At 38.7% G+C, this 25,868-nt stretch carries 19 protein-coding genes; 1 reads left to right on the plus strand and 18 read right to left on the minus strand.

Annotated elements, in window-relative coordinates:
- Nucleotides 1–33 precede the first annotated feature (33 nt).
- The 16 genes from QA584_RS20765 to QA584_RS20840 all read right to left on the minus strand — a co-directional run bounded on the left by QA584_RS20765 (nt 34) and on the right by QA584_RS20840 (nt 22,183).
- Nucleotides 34–1,068 carry an HAD-IIIC family phosphatase gene (locus QA584_RS20765; protein WP_278271017.1) on the minus strand — a complete coding sequence of 345 codons (1,035 nt, stop codon included), beginning with the start codon at nt 1,066–1,068 and terminating at the stop codon, nt 34–36.
- Nucleotides 1,069–1,127: 59 nt separating this feature from the next.
- Nucleotides 1,128–2,339, minus strand: a complete 1,212-nt coding sequence (locus tag QA584_RS20770) for an ACP S-malonyltransferase (RefSeq protein WP_278271018.1) — start codon at nt 2,337–2,339, stop codon at nt 1,128–1,130.
- A gap of 64 nt (nt 2,340–2,403) precedes the next feature.
- Nucleotides 2,404–2,661, minus strand: a complete 258-nt coding sequence (locus QA584_RS20775) for an acyl carrier protein (protein ID WP_278271019.1) — start codon at nt 2,659–2,661, stop codon at nt 2,404–2,406.
- Nucleotides 2,662–2,719: 58 nt separating this feature from the next.
- Entirely contained in the window at nt 2,720–3,568 is an 849-nt protein-coding gene (locus QA584_RS20780; RefSeq protein WP_278271020.1) for a 3-hydroxyacyl-CoA dehydrogenase family protein, read from the minus strand.
- A 66-nt stretch (nt 3,569–3,634) separates the two neighbouring features.
- Nucleotides 3,635–4,618: an electron transfer flavoprotein subunit alpha/FixB family protein gene (locus QA584_RS20785; protein WP_278271021.1), complete on the minus strand. Its 984-nt coding sequence runs from the start codon at nt 4,616–4,618 to the stop codon at nt 3,635–3,637.
- Nucleotides 4,619–4,622: 4 nt separating this feature from the next.
- Complete coding sequence (locus QA584_RS20790; RefSeq protein ID WP_278271022.1) at nt 4,623–5,387, minus strand: electron transfer flavoprotein subunit beta/FixA family protein; 765 nt, start codon at nt 5,385–5,387, stop codon at nt 4,623–4,625.
- Nucleotides 5,388–5,442: 55 nt separating this feature from the next.
- The gene (locus tag QA584_RS20795) at nt 5,443–6,585 is read right to left on the minus strand and encodes an acyl-CoA dehydrogenase family protein (RefSeq protein ID WP_278271023.1); all 1,143 of its coding nucleotides are present in this window, start codon (nt 6,583–6,585) and stop codon (nt 5,443–5,445) included.
- Between the two features lie 370 nt (nt 6,586–6,955).
- Nucleotides 6,956–7,624 (minus strand): 4'-phosphopantetheinyl transferase family protein, encoded by a 669-nt coding sequence (locus QA584_RS20800; protein WP_278271024.1) that lies wholly within the window; start codon nt 7,622–7,624, stop codon nt 6,956–6,958.
- 25 nt (nt 7,625–7,649) lie between these two features.
- Nucleotides 7,650–8,903 carry an ACP S-malonyltransferase gene (locus QA584_RS20805; protein ID WP_278271025.1) on the minus strand — a complete coding sequence of 418 codons (1,254 nt, stop codon included), beginning with the start codon at nt 8,901–8,903 and terminating at the stop codon, nt 7,650–7,652.
- 37 nt (nt 8,904–8,940) lie between these two features.
- Nucleotides 8,941–9,177 carry an acyl carrier protein gene (locus QA584_RS20810; protein WP_278271026.1) on the minus strand — a complete coding sequence of 79 codons (237 nt, stop codon included), beginning with the start codon at nt 9,175–9,177 and terminating at the stop codon, nt 8,941–8,943.
- Between the two features lie 19 nt (nt 9,178–9,196).
- Nucleotides 9,197–12,994, minus strand: a complete 3,798-nt coding sequence (locus tag QA584_RS20815) for a type I polyketide synthase (RefSeq protein WP_278271027.1) — start codon at nt 12,992–12,994, stop codon at nt 9,197–9,199.
- Between the two features lie 12 nt (nt 12,995–13,006).
- A complete protein-coding gene (locus tag QA584_RS20820; protein WP_278271028.1) occupies nt 13,007–18,781 on the minus strand; it encodes an SDR family NAD(P)-dependent oxidoreductase in 5,775 nt (1,924 codons plus the stop codon).
- Between the two features lie 80 nt (nt 18,782–18,861).
- The gene (locus QA584_RS20825; RefSeq protein WP_278271029.1) at nt 18,862–19,581 is read right to left on the minus strand and encodes a thioesterase II family protein; all 720 of its coding nucleotides are present in this window, start codon (nt 19,579–19,581) and stop codon (nt 18,862–18,864) included.
- Between the two features lie 39 nt (nt 19,582–19,620).
- Nucleotides 19,621–20,265: a 4'-phosphopantetheinyl transferase family protein gene (locus tag QA584_RS20830; RefSeq protein WP_278271030.1), complete on the minus strand. Its 645-nt coding sequence runs from the start codon at nt 20,263–20,265 to the stop codon at nt 19,621–19,623.
- Between the two features lie 6 nt (nt 20,266–20,271).
- The gene (locus QA584_RS20835) at nt 20,272–20,508 is read right to left on the minus strand and encodes an acyl carrier protein (RefSeq protein WP_278271031.1); all 237 of its coding nucleotides are present in this window, start codon (nt 20,506–20,508) and stop codon (nt 20,272–20,274) included.
- A 22-nt stretch (nt 20,509–20,530) separates the two neighbouring features.
- The gene (locus QA584_RS20840; protein WP_278271032.1) at nt 20,531–22,183 is read right to left on the minus strand and encodes an AMP-binding protein; all 1,653 of its coding nucleotides are present in this window, start codon (nt 22,181–22,183) and stop codon (nt 20,531–20,533) included.
- A 360-nt stretch (nt 22,184–22,543) separates the two neighbouring features.
- Between QA584_RS20840 and QA584_RS20845 the strand changes: the two genes are divergently transcribed.
- Nucleotides 22,544–24,319 carry an oleate hydratase gene (locus tag QA584_RS20845; RefSeq protein ID WP_278271033.1) on the plus strand — a complete coding sequence of 592 codons (1,776 nt, stop codon included), beginning with the start codon at nt 22,544–22,546 and terminating at the stop codon, nt 24,317–24,319.
- A gap of 168 nt (nt 24,320–24,487) precedes the next feature.
- Here the strand turns inward: QA584_RS20845 and trhA are convergent, their stop codons facing one another.
- Nucleotides 24,488–25,183, minus strand: coding sequence for a PAQR family membrane homeostasis protein TrhA (gene trhA, locus QA584_RS28890; protein WP_442870339.1), 696 nt, complete (start codon nt 25,181–25,183; stop codon nt 24,488–24,490).
- Between the two features lie 15 nt (nt 25,184–25,198).
- Complete coding sequence (locus tag QA584_RS20850) at nt 25,199–25,852, minus strand: putative ABC transporter permease (RefSeq protein WP_278271034.1); 654 nt, start codon at nt 25,850–25,852, stop codon at nt 25,199–25,201.
- Between the last annotated feature and the right edge of the window lie 16 nt (nt 25,853–25,868).

Here is a 25,868-nt window from a genome sequence, read left to right on the forward strand (position 1 = left end):
AATAAGCTTCTTTTGTACCTTAACCCTAATTTCTTAGATTTTAACTGTCAGCTTCATATGCTCTGGTCTCCTCGGTATTTCTCTTTTTTTATCATATTGAAGAATTATTACTTCACCCTTCTTACCGGCTTCCATAAAGCCGGCAAGTTTATACGTTACCAGCATAATCCTATTTTTATCCGTAGGAACAAACTCAGCGAAAAGATCAACCCCTGACATCATTGCTTGTTCAACTATCAAATTTAGTATAATTGTACCAATACCTCTGCTCATTACCCGACATGAGGTTAATAAAAGATCCAGTGTCCATCTTTCCTCTGTACAGGTTAATAAGGCTAAGGCAATTTTTCCATAGGTGCCGTATTTATCAACTAATCCTCCAATCAGCAGTTTGTGATTATCTGAGCCCACAAAAGACTTTAACTCCTCATAACTATAGGTATACCCAGTTGAATTCAGCTGATGAGTTCGAACTGTCAGCTCTTCTGCACGTTGTAAATCCGTCACTTTTGCAGGATTTAAAGTAAGCTCCATATTAAGGGAAGCCAGGAATTCTTCTTTGGGACCAATATACTGATCCTCTTCCTTATTCCTCTTAATATCACTTTGGTACATCTGCCTTCTGAGTTTGGAATCCTCTGTAATAAAATTAGGCATAAATTCCGGCATATCAAGAATCAGAGGAATATCCTTCCAGTCCAAACACAGAATTTCCGGCAGCTCGGATTTTACTTCCTCCCTCTCAAAAGCCTGGTCATCTACAAAAGCTACCGTATCAACACCGATATTTACTGATTTGATAATCTCCTTTATATTGACTGATTTAGAATTCCAATTAATTGCCGGATAGATAAAATATTCTGCAAGCTGGAATTCTTCAAGCTTTTGGAGGGCTTGGTCGAAATTGTTTTTACTTGCTATAGACATTAATATCCCACGTCTATCCATCTCAAGAATGGTATCCTTTACCTTTTCATTGAGTTCGGTAACCTTATCTTCGGTTAATGTACCATTCCATATTGTATTATCAAGATCCCATATTAATAACTTAATTTTCCTATTTTTCATAAAATCACACTCCTTTTATCAGAAGATCTTACCGTTATAAACCAAACGATGATAACGAATTAAAAGCCAGCTATTTCATACATGGTATTGGTGGTATCCATAAGTTTTTTGATTATATTATCAATAGAATCAACTTGCTTTGCTCTAAGTGCAGTTAATAAATACTCAAATGCTTTTGAAACATTTTCTGAATCCTGTTTTTTTAATGTTTCGATCTTATCATAATTCTGTTTTACCGCAGCAAAGGATTCATAGGTCCTTGCATTATTGGGGGTAGCTGCTAAGATACCTAAACAGATACCGGCAAAATTTGCTTTTTGGCTATCAGTAATTTTATTTGAATTAAGTTCTTTCATCAGTTGTTCACGTTCTTCTTTTACCCCATATACTGCACTCTTAACTTTACTCTTTGGTAAAATGTCAGGCAGGAAATTTGAAAGTAATTGCTTGGGGCTCATCTCAACCACTCTTGTTGAACCAAATTTATCCAAGACCTTCACACTTTGCTCCCATAAAACCGGCGACACAAGCTGATCGGACATAATGCTTGGAAGCAGAGCTTCCTTATTTAACATTTGACCCGTCGTATTCATAATTACAGGATAATGAAAGGAATATAATTTTATTGTATCCATGAATTCCAAAAACTCACTTCGGATTTCCTGCAGCAATGGGGAATGCATGGGCGGGCTTGACATGAGAGGCGAAACTACCGCCCCCATATTACTAAGTTCCTCTTCTAACTCCTGTAATGGTTCCTCATATCCGCTTAAAGCATGTTGGTGCTGTGAATTATAGCAGGAAATATAGACTTTGCCTTCATACTTTTTAACCGCCTCAAGCAGTTTGGATTCTGGAAAATTATCTACAATTGTCATATTTCCGATATTACTCTTAATAATGCGTTTCACTAAATTGCCTCTGACCATTAATAGTTTAATTGCATCAAACAGTTTTAACGGACCGGCACAGGTCAATGCAGAAAATTCCCCCATGCTGTGTCCCAGCCCAAAGGAGGGAAGAATTCCGATTTCGTGCATATATGCCCGATATATTGCAACGGAGGTCGTTACAACTGCTGCCTGCATATTTGTAAAATCCCATAAATCTGCTGTTCTGCCTGAAAAACATAGCTTTGAAACATCTCTTCCAAAAGCATCGCTTGCTTCTTCATACGTTTGTCTGCAAATTTTGTACTGCTCATGGAATTTTTCTCCCATACCAACAAATTGGGTTCCTTGACCAGGGAACATAACCGCAATCCTTTCCATATGTATCACCTCTTATTTGCATATAATTTTATAACTGACCCATGCATCTATACCAGAAGTCAGGTTATGCAACCTGCATTTTACTTTGGATAAAGCTGCAGATTTTATCCACTGTATCAAAATTATCCATTCCGATATCTTCACTTGCTACCGCCAGCTCGAACTCATTTTCAATGAATAAAATTAACTGCATGGCAAAAAGTGAATTGGCAAAGCTCATTTCAAATAAATTCTGACTATCCTCAATATCATCTTTTTTTGAGTACTTTTGGATAAACTTTCTAACTTTCGCTCTAATGCTTTCTTGATTAAAATCTGACATAATGAAACACCCTTCCTTTTCTATTCAATATTGGTTAAAATAATAGTTACCATATTACTCATCCGTTATAGCCATAAAACCCTTGTCCTGATTTTCTGCCGCAGTGTCCTGCTGCTACCATTCGCCTCAGCAGTGGACAACAACGGAATTTTGTATCTTTGTATTGACCAAATAATACATCCAAAGAGTCTACCACCGTATCTAAGCCGATAAGATCTGCGGTTTCTAATGGTCCCATCTTATGTCCATAGCATTTTTTAAAGATATCATCTACATTCTCAATGGAGGCTTCACCTTCTTGCACAATAAATGCAGCTTCATTCATCATAAGATGGCTTATTCGGTTAGACACAAATCCCGGATAATCATTGACAATAATACCATGTTTGTTAATCGCCTTAAGTAGTTTAAGTGCCGCTTCTATTGTCTCCTTTGAAGTATGGAATCCCTTCATAATCTCAACCGCCTCAATCATGGGAACCGGATTCATAAAATGCATACCAATAACTTTATCCGGACGGTTTGTTAAAGCAGCAATTTCTGTCACCGGTATACAAGAGGTATTCACTGCATAATATGCACTCGGATTACTGACCTTTTCTAATTGCTCATAAACCCCTATCTTAATCTCTAATTTCTCAGGTACATTCTCAATAATAAAATCACACTCAGCCAGTAAGGCATAATCTGTTGTAAAAATAATACGTTCTATTACCTCATCCGGTTTAATCCCCTTGAGAGCTTTATTATAGAAGGCCTGCATTCTCACTGAGTTACGTATTTCTTTTTTTGCACTCTCTAGGATATCTGTACTGATGTCAACTAAAACTACCTTCTCATTATATTGTGCTACCGTTTGGGCAATCCCACGTCCCATGGTACCTGCACCAATTACTCCGACGTTCATATTTTTTTTTCCTTTCTTTCATCACTGTTAAAAGTTATCAAAAAAACAATCTTTCTTCGTAAAGATCTAATAATTACCGGCCATTTGCTGTAATATACTTACTGCGTCAGAGACAATCGCATAATTGGCATACCGAAAAATCGGTGCATCCGGCTTTATATTAACCGCAATTACCAGTTTGGACTCTTTCATTCCTGCAATATGCTGGGTTGCACCTGAAATACCAAATGCAACATAGATATCCGGACAAATCGATATACCGGATTGGCCAATCTGCCGGTTCTTTTTCAAAACTCCGCTCTCTACCAATGCTCTGGTTCCGCCGTATTCACAATTATATTTTTTTGCTACTTCAATAAAAAGCTCGAATTCTTCCGGTTTTTGTAAGCCGCGTCCTGCCCCCATAATTACTTTTGAAGTAGTAAAATCAATGGTTTCAATGCCTTGGGCTTCACGTTTTGAAATCAATTCCACCTTACCCTTACAAGCAGGCTTCCAGGTCATGGGCCGCTCATAATACTTAACTTCTGATTTACTTTTATAAATTGAAATTAGTGAATTAAATATATTTTCCTTTACCGTACATAATCCGGTATTAGAGTTAACACACTCAATTTGAGCTATAATACTGGAATTGATTGCTGCCCGGGAATAAATAAAGCTGTTTCCCGTCTGGGTACGGGTAATATCAATGCAATCTGCCGTAAGACCAGCTCTCTGGGTTATGGATAATCTTGCAGAAACTTCTTTTCCCATTTCGGTGGAGGGAAAAATCATTAAATCCGGTTTATACTGACTAACCACCTGATCAGCAATAAACGCATATTCCTCGCCACTTGGAGTAACCGAAAAACCATTGAGAAATACCTCATCGGCGCCATACCTGTAAAGGGCTGAGATTTCCTCTTCATTGAAGTTTCCAATGCCAAATGCTATAACAGACGAATCCAAACTTTCACTTAATACCCGTGCTTTTCCAAGTATCCCATATGTATTTTGGGTATTATTAAGATCTGTATCGTCAAAATAAACCCAAATACCATTCCCCATATAATCACCCTAACCTCTCTCTTACTAAAGAATTGATTTTATCTGCATTTTCCCGATCTGTACCAGTTAATACAATCGCATCCTTCTCTTTTATAGTTGCAGTTGTTTTTAATACCTTTGTCTTGGAACCTATAAGTCCACAGTCAGCTTTATTAAGGGTTAAGTCCTCCTTCTTCCAGACCGGAATCGTTTTCTTCCTGGCACTTTTTAGCTTTAATAGACCCACCGAAGGTATGGCTGAACAAAAATCATTGTAGGAAATGACAATTGGAAGCTCTGCCTGATAGGTAATAATTGCATTGTCCTTCACTTTTTCCAATTCTATGATGTTGTTAACAATAGAATTAATGTTTTTTACATTTGCCACACAGGATAAGGACAGCCGTTCTGCCAACTGATATACAATCTGTCCGGTTTCACCGTCAGAAGTCCTGGAGCCACAGACAATTAAATCGATTTCTGGAAGCTTTCTAAAGGCTGCCGATATTATCAGCGAAGTAGCAAAGGTGTCAGAACCTGCAAAGGCTGTATCACTCAGGAGAATCGCTTCATCTGCACCCATAGCAATACAGCGGGTCAAGGTTTCAAGCGCAGCCGGTGGTCCCATACATAAGCAGGTAATAAAAATATCGGGATAACTTTTTTTCAGTGCAACTACTTCTTCAAGTGCAAACATATCATATGGGTTTAAGCAATGACTTTCGCCGGTGACAAGATTTGGATATGCAATATTGGCGGCAATTGCTTTCACACAGACTACGATATTCATATATACCCTCCTTTCAAATAGACATACTAGTTTACGTTATAACTTTTATCCTTGATTAATAATTATCCACACTTGGTATCATTGTGAAAATTGTGTTCTTCTGCATTTCTGCGGTACCAGAATAGATATCACAGGCAATCGCATCACGAAGTTCCCGCTCGATACCATATTCTTTTGTATATCCGTAAGCACCATGTATCTGCAGAGCATTTTTACAGGTTTTTATGTATTGTTCACTTACATAGGTCTTGAAGATCGACACCTCTAAAAATGCACTTTTACCCTGATCTTTTAGCCAGGCAATCTTATAAAGCATCAGTCTTGACAGCTCAATTGCTATCTTCATTTCTGAAATTTTATGAGATACTGCCTGAAATCGACTGATAGGCTGACCGAATTGCATTCTATCTTCCGCATATTTTAAACTGGTTTCCATGATCCGCTGCATTGCGCCTACATGAGGTGCGAATTCATAGCAGCGCTCCCATTCCAGTGCATTTGTCATCAGTGTGGAACCCATATTCTTTCTGCCAAGTATGTTTTCTTTTGGTATTTTTACATTGTTAAATGTAATTTCACTTGTAGGGCAGGCATTTAAGCCCATTTTTTCAATGTTTTTTCCAATGACTACTCCTGGAAATTGTTTCTCTACAACAAAAGCGGTAATCTGCTTAAAGGGTTTTACAGCAGTTACTGCAAATACAATAAACAGATCTGCGATTGGCCCATTAGAAATGAACATCTTACTGCCATTTAGCACATAATAGTCCTTTTCCTCCGAAACACTGCTTGACATATTCATGGCGTCAGAACCGGCATCCGCTTCCGTAAGAGAGATCGCTCCGATTCGATTCCCGCAAACCATGTCCGCCAGATATTTTTCTTTCAGTTCCTTGGTACCATATAAGTTTATAAGGTTTAGTGCCACCCAGATATGATTGTTAATTACAAAGACCAAGCCATTATTTTTGCAGGCGTAGCCCAAGGCTTCTATTGCTACCGCAGCTGTTAGGAAGCTCTCATTTAATCCTCCATACTCTTCTGGAACCGTAAGTCCGAATAAGCCAAATTCAGATATTTTTTTCCACACTTCATAAGAAAATTCCTCTAAGGTTTCTTCCTCATTTAAGTTTTCTCTGGCAAAATTAATTATCTCTTGTTTTAATTGAATCTGATCACTTGTTAATTCAAAGTCCATAATAACTCCCCTCTGTGCGCTTTAGCGCACCTTTTAATCAGGAGGTTGAAAAAACTGTCTCCGTTTTTTCCCCTCTGTGCGCTTTAGCGCACCTTCTAATCAGGAGGTTGAAAAAACTGTCTCCGTTTTTTCAACTTACTCCCCTCTGTGCGCTTTAGCGCACCTTCTAATCAGGAGGTTGAAAAAAACTGTCTCCGTTTTTTCAACTTACTCCCCTCTGTGCGCTTTAGCGCACCATACAAGATAACTCTTAAAATCATTGTATACGACATAAATGAAAAAGCGTGTCCTGTTTGTCGGTCTTACAATTATGTACGTCTAAACAACTATCTCTTAACCGTTGCTTCCACACAAGAATACCTATAAGGTATTAGTAGTTTTTTTGCATACAAGGTATAATATGGTTCCAGGTAAACTCTTTTGACAGCATAAATAGTTTAGTATCTGGTTCTTTTGGCTCCGCGCATTCCGAGATTATATATCCGGGCAATCTTACTGTGTTCATCCTTACTGATTCATTCCCATAGACTTCGAAGGAATTATAAGGCATTAATAAGCCTTTTCCTATTTGCTTGCTATAGGCTTCCTTTCTGGTCCATATTTCTAAAAAGCTGGAATTTGAATTCTCACTTTGTTGATTTAAATAATTTTGCTCCTTAATCGTAAAAAAATGTCTTGCTATATCCAAGTGTTCTTTTATTTCAGTGATGGTTTCAATATCTATGCCCACTGCTTTACTATTCTCTGAAATACAACAGACCAGCGCGTTATCTGAATGGGATATATTAAACTCGAACTCCTTATAATTGATATATTGGGGTTTTCCATATTGGTTTTTACCTTCGATTGGTACCCCATTGCAATAGTTAGTTGCAGCAAATAAACAATACCTTATAAGAACCTCAGCTAATAGCCCGACATGCTGTGCCACTTCATCGTTATAACCTAGTAACCGTTCCTTACGTTCTTTGGATACCAGACGAAACAATACTCTGAAATCTATATTTTTTTCCACTTGGCTAAATAGTACAATTGACATACCATACCCCATTTTCTGTGAGAAGCTATGCTGAAAAGAACTTAAATTCCTCATAGGTAGCCGCCGTTTCGTCTGCGATTTGCCGTATCCACCGGGTTTTCTCCTGGTCTGATACTTTCTTTCCCTCCAATATTTTTATTAACAGCTCCAAGCCTTTACTTTTTACCCCAATCGTCTCCTTGGTTTCTTTGTTGTTGACCTTATCACCCAACTGGATTAGTTCACGGTAATTCGCAACAACATTCAGCTGATATGACTCCTGGTCAAAATTATGATTTGGAGTAGAGATTGCTGCAAGAATACATTTTGATAGAAAACTGGATTTATGTTTCAGGTATAAATCACCTTGGAATAATTCCTGAATTGTGCTTCTCTCTCTCCGACTCCCATAACACAGTGTTTCTATCGGTGCATTTCCAGCCACCATATTTTGAAACACCTTATTGGCACTAAAGTCAATTATCAGGTTGATATTTCTATAAGCTAAGTAGGACATTATATTTACCCATTTTACAGGTCTTATCAGGTGGTTAATCAAATTGTTTTCTAACTCTTCCTTATTTTCATATGGTCTGCCGGTATAGTTTGATAATACCGGATACCTGAACTCACTGGTTTCTATATTCTTAAGCAGTTGGCGAAATGGTTCTACTGCGGTTTCCATAAGGGGACTATGAAAAGGTGCACTTCCTATAAGAGGAGCCATAGTACCCTTACCGCTTCTTAGCAAAAGCCTTTCTGTATCCTCCAAGTCTTTGTTTGTACCTGAGATAGCCCCTTGCAGGGCAGAATTATAGCAGGATACATATACTTGTTTCCCTTGTGCCTGCTGCTTTTGACATGCATAAGCGATCGTCTCAATATCAATACCATCTATAATTGTCATACCGCCATCACACGTCTTTTGGATCTCTTTACTTAGGCTGCTCCTTAGCTGCACCAGCTTTAACGCATCCGCGAATTTTATAGCTCCGGCACATACCAGTGCCGCATACTCGCCTAAACTGTGACCAGCACAAAACTTTGGAATAAATCCGGTGCTTTCTACAAATTCTCTGAACACCGCTACTGAGAACGCATTAATAGCAATATGGGCATGTTCTGTCTTTGCCAGTTTCGATGGAGAACCACAAAAACACAGTTCCTTTAAACGAATTCCCGTCACAGCTTCCGCTTCTGCTATGGTATCCCGTACAATAGAACTTTCCTCGTAAAGCAATTGATACATCCCGACAAACTGGCTTCCCTGACCAGGAAACAAAGCAGCAAAATTTTTCATGTATACTCCTCTCCCCTCTGTGCGCTTTAGCGCACCTTTAAATAGCGTTTTTAGACTCAATCAATGAAACTATGGCATCCACACAGCAGATATTGCTTATTTCCAAATCAGCTTTTTGAAGTTCTATATCAAACTCCATTTCTATAAATACCGCTAACTGAGCAAGAAATAAGGAATTAACCAGACCCTTCGCAAAGATATCTTCGGTATCGGAATATATGTTATCTCCAGTAAATCTTTTGATGAATTTCTTGACTTTATCTATATTTTCCATCTCTATATACCTCCAATTACTACTGATTGATAACAGCAATGTGCTTTTTATTACGGGTAATGTGATCAATTTCTTCCGCTATTTTCTCAATGGATGAGCCATCTATGAATTTTGATAATTCAAGGTTAACTCCCCATATTTTATGTATCTCATGTGCGGCCCTTATCATAATAATGGAGTCAACACCTAAATCAAACAGATTATCATAGATATACAATTCGGAATAACCAAGATATTTAGCCAACAGATCTCCTACCCTTTTTTCAGTTTCCGTATATTGGTCATTTTCTCTTCCCTTAAGCTGTAATGCTTGTGTTAAATTCAGATTAAGTTTTTTATTCTCACCATCTGATAAAGCAGCTTTTGCACGGTAACTTTTTATGATACGATTGATATTATCCGCTAAATCAAATCCAATTTTATCCCACAGCCTTACATATCTCTTGTCATCATTAATGACACCTATAAGAGCACTGGAAATCTTGTGTCCGATCACTGTCCTAAACCCTCTTATACCCTGTTCATTCGTAAGGGTTTTAAAGATTGTATCAATATTTATACCCGCCCGTTTTGCCATACCAGCCTCCCGCCAGGTGCACCAATTAATAGAAAAGGTGTTTTGGCGTATTCTATTACGGGCTGCTGCAAAGGCATCAATAAATGAATTTGCAGCAACATAAGAGCATTGCCCAGGTGCTGGAAACAGAGTAGCAACGGATGAAAACAAAACAAAGAATTCCAAATCATCTTCCTTCGTACACTCATCTAAATACCAGGTCCCATAGATTTTGGGCTTTAACACGGCGGTAAAATTCTCATGTTTTTCGGCAGCAAACAAGGTATTGCCCGGAACACCAGCCCCATGGATAACGCCGACTATTTTTTGGTATTTTTCTCTGATGGCATCAATTGCAGTTTTTACCTCCCCGTAATTGGTGATATCACAAGGTATCAGCGTAACGCTTCCACCATATGCTTCAATTTCTAAGATTCTTTTGATTCGATTGACCGTTTTTTCATCCTGCTGTGCAGGCTCTTTACAAAAATCAGTCCATTCGTTCCGAGGCGGCAATTCTGTTCGGCATAACACGGCAAAGTTTGCTTTACTGGTACAATTATTCTTAAGGATTTCAAGGGTAATATCACTTAAACCCGACACTACATAACATCCGTCTGCTTTAAAGGTGAAGGGTTCTAACGGGTTTTGCCTGTCCAGCTGGATTTGTCCCAAATACGCCTCATACCTCTGATTCTTCCTGTATGCAATCATAAACTTATTATTTAATGAAACGATTTCACTGTATAAGTTGCTTTCATCTATACTACGATCTATATCGATTGCATGGCAGCTCCATTCCGGAAATTCAAGGCTTACTACCTTAAATGCCCCTTGTATTGCTGCATTTACGGGTATGCAGCAATCCTTGTCGGTAACTTCATTCATGTGGTTTAAAATGACATCAATACTAATATCTGCGGCACTCAATTCTTTTAAAGAACGCAAAAAACTATAAAAATTCATCAGCCTCAGATATTCCTTCTCATAATTATTTTCCTCCTCATTGGAATCCATCATATATATAAGCTTCACTTTGTTATAATTGCTAAATGTACGCCAGGAATTAATAAAGAATTCTTCTGCATTATTATTTGAAACAGCTCCCCTTAACCAATCTGCTTCTTCCATCACCTCTACATTTAGGTGCTTGGTTTTTAAAAGCTCAAAAAGGTTTTTGGCCGGTAAATTTAAATTATTCTTTATAATTAGTATTAACTCCCATTCTTCTGCTCTGCTGTTAGTGACACTGGTTCGAGCCTCTGGTTTCCAATACAATTTAAAGTAACCTTCCTGCTCCTGGTTCAAATTATTCTGGGTTTCTGGTATTGACAGCCAGCATCGGTGTTTATCAAATTGATACGTCGGAATACTGATTCTATAGTTTTTTGTATTGGAATATAACCCGTCCCACTCTACCACTGCTCCTTTTATATATAAGGAACACAGTTGTTTTAATTCCTCTGCACCAAGCTGCTTCTCCTGACTTTGCTTCTCCGTGATTTCCTTGGCTTTTTGGGTTAACTTATGTTTTATTTCTTCTGAAATCATCCCTTTGTTAACATCTACATAATTTGAATTAACAATTTTATGTTCCCCCATAAATAGCTCCAGATCCATTGAAGTATCTTCCAGGAGTATTTGTTTGATTTTGCTCTTTAGTTCCTCTTTTTGCCGAAATAGAATCGCTATACGATAGGAGTAATGCCCTCTTCCGGTATTGGCGGTGTAGCACATATTATGTAGATCCGGCTCTAATTCTAAGAATTCCTGATACTTTAACACTAAAGCATACAATGAACTTTTACTTTCCGCCGAAATAGTCAAAACCTGAAAGATCCCATTGTTATCCTCACTAGGGTATACCGGTCCTTCTTCTAATACAATATGACTGTTTGTGCCGCTAAAGCCAAAGGAGCTGATGCCGCATAACCTCTTATCGTCTTGTGGTTCCCAGGATCGTAAAATACTGTTGATAAAAACAGCCGAATTGCAGAAGTCTATCTTCCGGTTTGGCTTCTCGAAATAAACAGAGGGAAGCATCTTGTGATGGTTTAAAGATAATATGACTTTTACTAAGCTTGCTAGTCCTGAGCACTCGTAGAGATGTCCAATATTAGACTTGACGGAGCCAATCGCGCAAAATTGTTTTCGGTTCGTGTGCTGATGAAAGGCCTTTGTCAAGCCTTCTATTTCAATTGGATCTCCAAGTGGAGTCCCGGTCCCATGAGTCTCAATATATTGAATTTTTTCTGGATTTACTCCGGCATCCTTCCAGGCTTTTAGAATTACCTTTGTCTGTGCTGCCGGATTTGGCGCAGTAATCCCCATTGAACTTCCATCCTGGTTCACCGCACTTCCCCTTATTACCCCGTAGATATGGTCTCTTGCCGCAACGGCTTTATCCAAAGGTTTAATCAGGATCGCGACTGCGCCTTCTCCAATTCCAGCACCATCTGAGGTATCATCAAAGGCACGGGTTAAGCCGTCTAAAGATTCAATCCCAAGCCTTGCAAATTCTGCATCAATTGGTACTGTATGTAGTTTTATCCCCCCTGCTATGGCCTGGTCACATTCTCCATTCTGGATTGCCTTGCAGGCTAAATGTACGGAAACCAGGGACGAGGAACAAGCCGTATCTACAACCATTGATGGTCCGTTTAAATCCAAATAATAAGATAACCGGCTTGGTATTATTGCACCAAGGTTTGAGGCAATGGATTGTGATACCAGGGTCGGGTCGGTATCATAAATCATCTTTTGATAAGAATCCTTCATCGTATCTGCAAATCCAGCATAAACACCTGTATTACTACCCTTAAGTACTCCTCCCCCATACCCGGCATCTTCAAGAGCCGAATAGGCGGTCTGTAAAAATATTCGTTGGCTTGGAGCCATTAAATTTGCTTCTGAAGGTGTTATTCTAAAAAATTTATAATCAAAATAATCAATATGTTCAAGATATGCTCCGTTTACATACTGTATTGCATCTCTGGCCATACCGGAATAGCTTAAATACTTGTCTATATCTTCTTTCCTGGCGGCTGGAAATTCTCTGATGCAGTTCACTGAGTTAGATAGGATATCCCAATACTCATCCATGGAATCAGCCAAAGGCAGGTTAACCCCTATACCGATAATGGCCATATCTTTATGGAGTGTGGAACTTTTTTTAATCATCTTAATCAATTCCGCTGCCAAAGTTTTATCTATACTTCCTGAACTTGTCTTCTCAAGTATATATCTATATATGTTATCCATTTCCAATCCCTCCTATAGTGATTTCAGCTCAGCGAGAATACGGTCGATATCATTTGTATTTTGAAGATTTAAAAGCAGGTTATCAATTTCCTCCTCCATATTTTTATCATCCATTTGCCTTGAACTGATTGGCTGCGCTCCCTTCATAATGAATACTGCTAATGCCTGGATTGTAGGATAAGCAAACAAATCGGATATCATTACCCGGTTCGGATATAAATGATCAATCTCCTTCCAGATGTAATTAAGAAGAATTGAGTTGCCGCCCATTTCAAAAAAGTTATCAAAAATATTAATTTCCGAATACCCTAATACTTCACCTACTATTTTAGATAAGTTCTTTTCAACTTCGGTATAGTCCTCTTTTCCGACTAATACTACCTCCTGATTTCCATGGGTTTGTATCGATAAACTTTCGGTTTCAGGGTGACTGCCTGGCAGCTTTCTAATGATTTCCTCTGCAAGACGTATCAGAATACTCTCCGTATGCTTTAAGAAGGGACTTTCATAATTAATCTCACCGATAAGGACCCTGCTCACTTGCTTCTTTAGAACAATATCCAGGCTCTTAATTGCTTTTTGGGGCGTTAACTGTAAAAAGAGACCATCCACATTTTTAGAGAATCCTTCCATCATTCTGGCGTTTTTCCATACGACCCAGTCAATTGACAGGGTGGATTTCGTCCGGGCTCTGTGTTGTGCAAAGGAATCTAAAAAGGAATTTGCGGCTGCATAATCTGCTAAGCCTATCTCGCCTGATATACCAACCCCAGAGGAACATAGGACGAAAAAGTCAAGCTCCTGATCTTTCGTGTATTTATCCAGCAGCCAGGTTCCAAAGATTTTAGGGGCAAGAACCGGATTCATATCTTCTTTTTTCCTTAAAACGATAAGTCCATTGCCCGTTACTCCGGCACAATGTATAATCCCGGCTATATTGCCATAGGTTTTCTTTAGGTGCTTCATAAGATTATCCACCTCCCGCTCATTAGCAATATCTGCCTGGTAAACTAAAACCTCATGACCCCTTGCAGTCAATTTCTGTATTGTGTCCAATCGTTTCGTAAGCAGCTTATCCTTTTCTTCAAGGGCTAACTTCTCCCATTGGTCTTTGGGAGGAAAACTACTTCTGGATACAAGTATCAGTTTTATCCCCTCTGCCAGAGAAGCCAAATATTCAGCAAAATATAATCCCATATTACCCAAACCACCGGTAATTAAATAAACACCCTTATCCTTAATTTTAACCTCCTTATCCGGCAGGCTCACTGGCTTTATGGGGGCAAACTCTTCTACAAATCTTTTATCCTCCCGCAAGGCCACATAAAAATCACTATCTTTGTATTCAATTTCCTTTACGATACTCTCCGCCGGTGTTTTATCTGTAATATCAATTACCTTGCAGGATATTGCAGAAAATTCCTGATTTACGGTTTTAGCAAAACCTGCTAACGCTGCATTTTGGGGATTGATCCGGTTTTCTCTTCCCGTTACCTCATAGGCAGAATCCGTAATAACAAGGATATTAATTTTATTGCTTATTTTTCTATCAGAAAAAGCTTGTATGAAATCAAATAATCCAAAGAAGCCTTTCTCCAATCCATTGTTTAATTCCTCAATGGAAGCTATCTCTTTCTCTATCTGGGCCCCAGGAGCATATAGTATTGTCTTATAGTCTGCCAAGTCAATCTCATCAAAGAGCCTGCCAAAATCCGTGCTGTTAAGCTGTCCTGTATAGGAATAAGGGTCCGTTTTCTCAAAATGCCCGCCGGCAGTAAGGGTTACTACCTTATACTTGCGGTCTTCTAAGTCCTTTATTACCTCGGTCATTACTTTACTATTCTCCAAAATCACCAAGATACCTTCCTCTGCATTTAATTGTTTCTGAGGAAGCTGGGGTACTTGTACTTCTACATAACGCACTTGATAAAAAACATCCTCCGATGGTTCTTTTAAGACGGTAACAGGATATTTAAGCCAGCAAGTTTTCCGATCAAATTGATAGGCAGGTACTTCGATCCGAGTGATTGACCCTTCCTCATATAATGCTTTCCAGTCAATTGGTAACCCTTTCACATAAGCTTCACCTATGGCAGTTAGAAGATCCCTTTTATCATTTTGTACGGGTTTGAAGCGAAACCCGGTATTGTCTTTTTTTGCATCACTTACCTTTTCATACCATACATCCTTTAAACCATTTACTGCTTCAAGACCGCCTTCACATAGTTTTATCAGCTTACTTTGTAATTCCTTACAAGACTCAGAAAGCAATGCTACCCGGTAGGTATATGCACGTTTTCCTGTGTTTGTTGTATAGCAGATACGGTGAAAATCCAGATCATTACTTGATTCCAGATATAAAACATATGCCTTCATGGTATGAAGGAGTGCTGTTTCTGATTTCGCTGAAAGCGTAAATAGATCAATACCAGTTTCTTTCTTATTACAATACAGAGCAGTTTGTTCCGGTGCTTCTTCCAAAACCATATGACAATTCACACCACTAATCCCGAAGGAACTGATACCGCAGTATCTTTTCCTGTCCGGTAATTCCCAGTCTTTTAGCACATTGTTTACATATAATGGTGAATCAATAAAGTTAATGAACGCATTCGGCTGCAAAAAATTGATAGTGGGTGGAAGTTTGGCATGCTTAAGGGATAGGATTACTTTCGCCAAACCTGTTATTCCCGAACAATCCAAGAGATGTCCCAAATTAGATTTTACAGAACCAATTGCGCAGAACTGCTTTTTATCGGTATAATGAGAAAATGCTCTTACCAGGGAATCAATCTCAATGGGATCCCCCACTTTTGTCCCGGTTCCATGGCATTCTATATAGGAGAGTTTTTCCGGATTGATACCTGCATCTGCCCAGGCAGCAAGAAGCACTTTCTCCTGGGCTTCGGGATTGGGGGCAGTTAGTCTTAAGGATCTGCCGTCATGATTGACTGCACCACCTTTAATGACTCCATGAATATAATCACCATCACTCAGGGCCTTATCAAGAGGTTTTAATAACAGGACTACAAAGCCCTCTCCATAACCAGAGCCATCGGCTGCACTGTCAAAGGTTCTGGTGGCTCCATCAGAGGATTCAATTCCTATTTTATAGCAGCTATCATCCAAAGGCATTATTTGGATTCTGGCACCGCAGGCAAGTGCCATATCACACTTGTTATTTTTTAGTGCCTGGCATGCTTCATATACCGCTACAAGGGAGGAGGAACAGGCAGTATCAACTATTTCTACTGGACCATTAAAATTCAGATAATTGGCAAGTCTTCCGCCCATCATCGAAAGGGTCGTTCCAGTAATTGCTAGTGGCAGCTCAGAGGGTTTTACATCACGAACCATTTCCTTATAACTATGGATATTCAAATCACCAAATGCACCAATAAAAATTCCGGTATTGGTGCCCTCAATGGTCTCACTATTGTAACCTGCGGTATCCAGAGCAGTTATTGCAGTCTCAAAAAACAATCGATGCAGGGGATCGGTTAATTCTGCTTCCTTAGGAGATAATCCAAAGTAATCATAATCAAATTGATCTATGGAATTTATATAACCGCACTGCATAAACTTTTGTTTTGATTCGCCATATTTCAGGTTCAAATACGGCTGAATATTATTCACTCTGGAATCCGGAAGATCTACAATGGATTCAATGCCAAATTTTAAATTTGTCCAAAACTCCTCTGTTGTATCTGCCATAGGTAATTTAACTGCCAGTCCGATGACAGCGATCTCTTTATGTGCATCGGATTCTATATTTTTCTCGTCATTTTTTTCCGGCAATTTGTTAGAGGGGAATTGGCGGGTTGCTTTTACAGTTATTGCATCTGCAATTTCCTTTATAGTCCTAAGGCGATAAATATCCGTAACCTTTAAGATACCTGGATATAAGGTTTCTATCTGGTCATAAATCTGCATAGCAGATACCGATTGCAAAGAATAATAGAATAAATCCTCGGTTATACCAATATTGTCCGCACCAACAACAGCTTTTACTATTTCCAGCACTTTTTCTTCGGTCTGGGTTAACGGAGCTTCCTTTGTTGTCCTTGACAATCGGTCTTTCCTAATATGATCAAGCATAAGAATGGTTTCACTTAATATTCCGTTTCTATAATCCTCTAATAATTTATAGCGCTGAGTTTTCCCGCTTGTAGTTTTAGGCATTTTTTTAATGGGAAGGACATGAGTTACACTTAATAATAGCTCATGGAAAATACCCAATCGTATTTCTTCTGCGGCAAGCTCAAACTCTTTTAACTCGCCTCTATAAGTCACAAACACTAAAATTTGCTCCATAGTTCCATCAAAATAACCTGCAACTGCAATATCAGAAAACTTAATAGGTGAAAGCCTTTTTGCTATCCGTTCTAAATCTGTGGCATAGTAATTCTGACCATTTACAATAATGACTTCCTTAGTTCTTCCTAATACCACGAGACTATTATTACGAAAGAATCCAAGATCTCCGGTATCAAGCCATCCATCTTTCTTCCAAAGAATGTCATTTAGATCCTCCCTGTGATAGTAACCTTTTGTAACATTATCTCCACGAATCTGGATAGTCCCCACCATATGATCTGCTGCAAGAGTTCCCTTCTCATCAACAATTCTTACCTGACAATTATCAACCGGGTATCCCAAATCAACAAATACTGTATCTTTTTCCAATTCCTCTGAAACTTCAAGTACTTGCTGACCAACAGAGGTGGTACTGCGGTCTACGATGATTCCCTTAATACCCTCTGACAGAATCGAAAAAGTAATTGCCAGACTCGCTTCTGCCATTCCATATACCGGAAACATAGCCTGCTCTTTTAAACCGTATTGTTTCATACAACTCATAAAGTCTTTTACAAGATGATAGGAAATCATTTCTGCACCGTTGAAAATAACTTTCAGGGAAGACAACTCCCATTTATACTCCTTATCAGGTTCTATCTTCTGCAGCATATGATCGTAGCCAAAATTCGGAATTGATGTTATTGTAGCTCTGTGTTCCGTAATCTTCTCCAGAAAAAGCTGTGGGTGTTTTACGAACATAGTAGGTGTCATAATATATTGATGGGCACCTAAAACCAAGGGGGTGAAATGCATTCCAATTAAACCCATATCGTGAGTTAAGGGCATCCAGGATATTGAAACATCCGTATGTTCTGCATGACAGCCCTTTAGAATGGCCTTTACATTCGTCATAATATTTTTATGGGATAAGGTAACTCCCTTAGGGTCCCCGGTTGAACCGGAAGAAAACTGAACATAAGCAATTTCCTCTTCCAGGGCTTTTACTACAATACCCTCTAAATCATCTTCTAAATCACCCACTTGTTCTAGCATAAAAATTCTGTCTTTTATATCTGTTATGATTTTTTCATTCTCAACCACCTCGTCCAGTAACGCTAAAAAACTATCCTGTATTTCCGGCGAAATAATTAAATGGGGATTGGTTAGCTGTACCCAGATTTTTGCTACTTTATTGCCATTTTCTTTACTGTTTCCTGTCGTGACCGGTATGGGGATTATTCCCCCTAAAAGGCATGCCCAGAGTGTACGGATAAAATCCTGATTATCTACAATCTGAAACACCAGCTCATCCCCTTTTACCAAGCCCCGCTTCAAAAACTGGTACAAAGATACTTTTGCCTGATGATAAAGTTCTGAATATGGCAGATATACTTCCCGGTTTTGTGAATATATAAAATGAATTCCAGTTTCTTGGTCTTTTATGACAGCCAAAGCCTCCGTTAACGTATTAACTTTACATAATTCCATATTAACCTCTATTCTTGCGCACGCTCTTTGCGCATACCAAGTTTGTGATGCTAACGCCGCAAAAGCGGCAACTAAGTCTATTAAACCGTTAGTGCTTTCAGCTGATGCCCTACTAATTTAATAATCTCCTCATCAAAGTCCCGAATGAAAAAATGGTTTCCTTCAAAAAAGTAGTAAGAACATTTCTCTGAAGTCGTATTATCCCATTCTGTAATTCTTTTTAAATCTATTTGCGGATCTTCTTTTCCACTCAATACGGTTACGTCGCATCCCAATTGATTTGGTTTATTCCGGTAATGATAATTACAGGCTATTTTCAGATCGTGCCGGATAAGTGACATACAAAGCTTAAAATAATTTTGATTCGATTTGATTTCCTCTGGAATTCCACCCATCTTTATAATTTTCTTATCAAGTTCTTCATCTGAGAGATTTCCAAATTGCTTTTGGGATATTTCATATGAAATATGCGGAGCATTACTTGCAGCAACAAATAAATGCCTTGGTTCTTTACCAAGACGGATTTTAAATAGACGGGACAATTCAAAGGCTACGATGGAACCCAGACTGTAGCCAAAAAATGAGAATTCTGAATCACCGATTGCCGATTTACATTTATGAAAGAGATCTTCTATCATTTCGTCAAAGGTTTTATAAACTGGTTCTTTATAACGGCTTCCCCTGCCGGCTAACTCAATCAATTCAACTTCAATGCTTTGTCCGGTCCTTCTAGGCCAATCCCGGTACATGGAAACGGAACCGCCGGCATATGGAAGACATATTAGTTTTACAGGTAACATACTCTCCCTCCAATCTATCCTATTTTCAATATCCTTACTTTATAGTAACTGTTCAAACTCCTGTTTTAAGATATACCTGATATTTATATATTTGCTGTTATCACAAACTGCCAGACAATAAGCTCTGTCGAATTGCAGTGAAAATACTTTACCAAATAACTCAAATTTATTCTGTTTTACAGAGGAAAAATCACAGGTCTTCATTGATAAAGACATTCCTATCCCTATATTTTTTATATAAGCTTCTTTTAAAGCCCAGTAAGCAGTAAAAAGTCTATCTTTATCCTGGGATTCTCTTACCCGCTCTATTTCTTCACTACTGCAAACCCTTGATACTAATCGGTTATCCGGTGCAATCCAGTCCTGAATATCCACGCCCACCTCACAGTCTGAAATGGCACAGACGATGCCTTGTCCGCAATGACTCAGGTTCATATGTATATGGGGATATTCTTGTAAATATGGTTTTCCATACCGCCCAAGGATAAGTGAAGGTGCATCACGGATCTCATATTCTGATAAGATACCAAGTCGAAATAAAAGATATGCAATAACACACGCTTTCCGGTCAGTCATACTCCGATACCCTTTCGCCCTGGCTAACCGGTCTGAGGGCAGATATGAAATATATCTATTGTATTCTTCCTCTGTAAAATCAGATATACGATCAAATAAGTACAGCATAGTTTATCAGACCTTTTCCTCCATCTTTTGACCAACATAGTTGATTAAGTCTTCCACGGTTTGGATGGTAATCAGATCCTCATCCAAAATTTCAATTGCATATTCTTCTTCAAGGACCCCACATAGATTCATGACTTCAACAGAAGACATTTCAATATCCCGAATTAAATTTGTTTTTAATGTAATATTTTCTGGTTCAATATTTTGCATTTCGCATAGTATGCTTTTAATTTTTTCCTCCAATAGAATCACCTCTTTTCTCTTATTACTCGCTGCATATTAAATGCCTTTTTATTTTACCTGAACCTGTTTTTTCAAACTCCGTACTACGCAGCTTAATTAACTGCACTCGTTTGTATGGCGGCAGGTTGCTATTGATTTGAAAGAATTCCTTCTCTAATTCTCCTTGTACATCCATAATACCGTTTTCCTTAAGGTACAGCTCGTCTGGAAAAACCGTAGCTGTTAATAAAAGCCTTTCCTTATTTTTTGAGGTATGGATTACAATTTCCTTTACAAGGGGAACTTCTCCAAACACAGTTTCTAATTCCTCTGACGACACATTCTCACCATTGTCTAAAATTATGAGGTTCTTGATGCGTCCCGTAATATATAAATAATTGTTCTTATCCAGGTATCCCAAATCTCCAGTTCGGTACCAGCCATCCACATAAGACTCTTCGGTAGCTTGTGGATCGTTGTAATATCCGCTCGTTACAATGGGACCTTTTACCAGAATCTCATTATTTAAGATTTTGACCATACCGTAGGGAAACGGAACAATTGGTCCTACGGAACCTGGCTTATTATGTCCCGGCATATTGCTTGCTACTACGGGAGAACACTCGGTAATTCCGTAACCATAATTAACCTGAATCCCAAAACACTGAAATTCTTCCATTAAATCAGCACTTAAGGGTGCACCTCCGCAAACAATTGTAAGTAATTCACCCCCAAATACCTCTAAAACACTCTTAAATAACTTCCGCCTGATATCAATACCTAGCCTGGTTAAAATTTTTGCCACTGCCATAAGCCTTTTTAGTTTTTTGTCTTTCCCTGATTTTTTTGCCTCTGCCCAAATTAGTTTATGTATCATTTCAACAATCATTGGTACCAGAATTAAGATTGAAGGCTTATATTGTTTCATGCTTTGCGTCAGATATTTTATTCCTCTCCCAATGCAGATTGTACATCCTATTACGATTGCACATTGAATACCCGTGGTAATTTCGTACATATGATAGGTTGGTAAAACCGGAATTGTTGTTTTAAAATCCTCTTTTCCTACAAAATGGCAGGCAACAATTACACCGGAACACATATTCTTATGGGTAAGCATAACCCCTTTACTGGTACCAGTAGTGCCGGAGGTAAAAACAATTGCCGCTAAGGAATCCGGCTCTGGCTCCGGTAAATGAGTAACTACCTTCTTTGGACTTTTCAGTATAATATCCGCTATATAGGGAAATTCATTGCTTTCTCGTAAGGAAATGATTTTTAATGCTTCTATATTCTTCTGAATATATTCAACTATTTCCGATTTAGGTGCTACCTCATAGATAAGACAAGCCGCCTCTGATTTTTTTAACAAATCCGTAATATCTTCCTTTGAGAGTTGTTTATCAATTGGTATGATAACAGCATTGGAACATGAGATACCATAAAAAGAAACCAGCCATTCATAACTCATATCTCCTATAATCGCGATATGGTCTTTCTTTAATTCCAGCTCCCTCAGATATGCCGCCACTTTGTAACTATCTGAGCGAAGCTGGAAATATGACCGTTCTTCCAGGGCTCTGCCGTTCTGCCATTTAACCGCTGGCTTTTGACCATAAGTTTCAGCTCCAAAGGAAATTACATCTTTTAGGGTTTTTATGTTTGCATAATCCATATTTTTTAAATCCAGATCCATGACAGTCTCCTTTTCATAATTATTGTGAATGAAACATATATTAATTTGTCTTAAAATTTGTAATGATCGGTTATTAACAGACTATACACCTAGAAAGAAACGATTCACTCATGAATAGTCTATAAGACAAGTTTATGTGTCCATATTACAATTTCGTAGCCATTTACCCCCTCACTTGCCTGACACGGAGCTGCTTGTCCCCTCCAATTGTCATATGGACGGAAAAACTTGCCTTACAGACTATCTCCGTCAATTTAAAAGCAAAAGGTGATAGGATGATTAAGACATTGTCTTTTCAAATTATGTATGTCGGCGATTAAAGGAGACTGATACCATTACTAAGTAAAAGGAGGTTTTATTATGTATTATTCCAGTGGAAACTATGAAGCATTTGCACGGCCTGAAAAGCCAGAAGGGATTGATGAAAAATCTGCCTATATTGTCGGGTCCGGACTTGCAGCACTTACTGCCGCCTGTTTTCTTGTACGTGACGGACAGATGAAAGGGGATAGAATACACATCTTTGAAAAAGAACCCCTGGCTGGCGGAGCCTGTGACGGATACCAATATGATACGGTTGGATATGTTATGCGCGGCGGCAGAGAGATGGATAACCATTTTGAATGTATGTGGGATTTACTGCGCTCCATTCCGTCTATAGAGACCGAAGGCGTCAGTGTTCTTGACGAATACTATTGGCTCAATAAAAAAGATCCGAACTATTCCCTTTTGCGGGCCACGATAAACCGCGGTGAGGACGCTCAGACTAATGGTAAATTCGGTCTTTCCGAAAAGGGTGCCATGGAAATCCTGAAACTGTTTTTCACACCTGACGAAGCACTGTATGACAAATGCATTACCGACGTGTTTCAAGAGGATGTACTTCATTCAAATTTCTGGATGTATTGGAGAACCATGTTCGCTTTTGAGAACTGGCATAGTGCATTAGAAATGAAACTCTATTTAAAACGCTTCATCCACCATATCGGAGGGCTTCCTGATTTTTCAGCACTCCGATTTACAAAGTATAATCAGTATGAGTCTTTAATCCTGCCGATTCTTAACTATCTGGAATCTCATAATGTACAGTTTCATTATGGTGTCCGTGTACTAAATGTTGAATTCGACATACAAAAAGAAAGAAAAATGGCAAAACGCATACTGATTATGCAGGAAAATAAGCAAGAAAACCTGGAACTTACCGAAAATGACCTGATTTTTATCACCAATGGAGGCTGTGTTGAAAACTCAAGCCTTGGAGACCAAAATCATCCGGCAGCCTTTGACACAGAAATTAAGGAAGGCGGTGGTTGGGATATGTGGCGTAAAATTGCAGCCCAGGATGAGTCTTTTGGACATCCTGACAAATTCCTGAATAATCCCCGGCAGACTAATTGGATGTCCGCAACCGTAACAACCCTGGATAACCAGATACCGCCTTATGTCCAAAAGATTTGCAAACGAGATCCCTTCAGTGGAAAAGTAGTAACCGGCGGTATTGTAACCGTTAAGGATTCTAATTGGCTCCTCAGCTGGACGTTTAACCGCCAGCCCCAGTTTCGTGGTCAGCCAAAAGATCAGTTAGTAGGCTGGATATATGGGTTATTCAGTGACAAGCCAGGCAATTACATAGATAAACCTATGCGCGAATGCACCGGCAAGGAAATCTGTATGGAATGGCTTTATCACCTGGGTGTACCAAAAAACCAAATTGAAGATATGGCGGAGTTCAGTGCTTCCACCGTACCATGTATGATGCCCTATATCACTGCCTTCTTTATGCCGCGAAAAGCCGGAGACCGTCCTGCTGTTGTTCCAGCGGGCAGTGTAAATTTTGCATTCCTTGGCCAGTTTGCTGAAACGGTACGGGATACCATCTTCACAACAGAATACTCTGTCCGCACGGGTATGGAGGCGGTTTATACTCTCCTGAATCTGGACCGGGGGGTGCCAGAGGTTTGGGGCAGCACTTTTGATATCCGAAACCTGCTGGAGGCAACGGTTAAATTAAACGATGGCAAAAAGCTTACCCAACTGAATTTGGGAAATAGTGAAAAGCTGGCTCTACTAGAAGGTTTTAAAAAGATCGCCGGTACCGATATTGAGAAGCTGTTAAAAGAATACCATGTAATCTAATACCTCGTTAAGGAGTTATTAGTCCTGATTTGCTAATTTTTATCGTGTGGCAAGACAAGATTGAAAATGCACAAGTTCCTCTGCTAGGAACGAAACCCGTGTGCATTTTCAATCTATGTAGTAAACTTATTTTATCAGGTATTTTTAGCTTTAAACTACGGCATTTGCTTACATGGTAATTAAGAAAACAAGATGGCATCCAGTGCCCAGTAAAATTAAATAATGAGACAGTACATGATTTTGAAATGGTTTATCTTTTATCTCCAATATTTTGTAAGGATATACCATAATGCCAACTGCATATAGTAAACCGCCTCCAGTTAACCAAAAAAGACCATTGTGATGGATCGTGTGAGTCAGGGCTATAATAGAGTATAACACTACACTGCATAATAAGACTTGGCAACTATACAAGAGCCAGCGCGGATTATATGGTAACACTTTTAGAAAGATGCTTAAAAACGTATATCCACATACGATTCCAAACAAAGTAAAACCCACTGGTCCCCACAGAATAATAAAGCAAACCGGCATAAAGATACTTGTAATTAGCAGAGGCAGCGTACAAAATTCAATTCTTTCAAGCACTTTGTGTACTCTTTCTGAACTATAGAAGATATGGACAAATACGGAGCATATATAATAGATACACACGCATCCACAAAACAAACTATAGGCTACTACCTTCCAAGGGTTAACTCCTTCGAAAACATTATTAGTAATTAATTTGGCTGTAACCAGCCCCGTAACAAACACACCGAATAAATGGGATACTGCGCAGGGAAGATGTTCCCCCTTAACAAACATATGATTATCTTTTATAAAAGCTTTATATATTAATTGTCTGAAATCCATATTATACATTGCCACTCCCTTATATCATTTATTCACAAGTTCCATTTGGGGAAAAATATCCCTTAGCAGGTCATCTGGATAATAAATATCCACTAACTTATCACAAAAAGTTTGGGCTAATACACCATTTTGCCTTTCTGCCCAGCGATTAACCGTAAGTGTAGTTAATACTGCATCAAATATAAGAAATATTACTAAAATCCACGTTATAATCCCCCCTACTTTATCTATTATCCTATCAATAAATAATGATATCTTAGGATAAACATATCTGATAAAGAACACACCTAATACCCCCCAGAATACCATATAAATCAGAGAGGTCCTTCCAGTAAGTGAAATGGCAAAAGGCGAGTAATCCCATGATTGTACACCCCAAAAAAATTCTTGTATCCAACTGCAGATAAATTCAAATAGACCACCAAAGATAGCGCATATACTAAAAATCCATTTATTACTTTTTCTTATTAATGGGATTGTAATAATTACGATTATCAATGCACCTAATCCATAAATCTGGCTAAAGGGTCCATAAAGCATTCCTTGGCGGCTTTCCAGGGCTCCTTTCTTCATAATGCCGTAGAGAACTTCAATAAAATAGCCAACGATACCTCCTATAATAAATATCCATATTCCTTTATACAAATAGCACCGTATCTTTGCCTTTGTAATAGACATATCCTCACCTCCTGTT

The sequence above is a fragment of the Anaerocolumna sp. AGMB13025 genome (assembly GCF_029689925.1).
Lineage (GTDB): Bacteria > Bacillota > Clostridia > Lachnospirales > Lachnospiraceae > Anaerocolumna.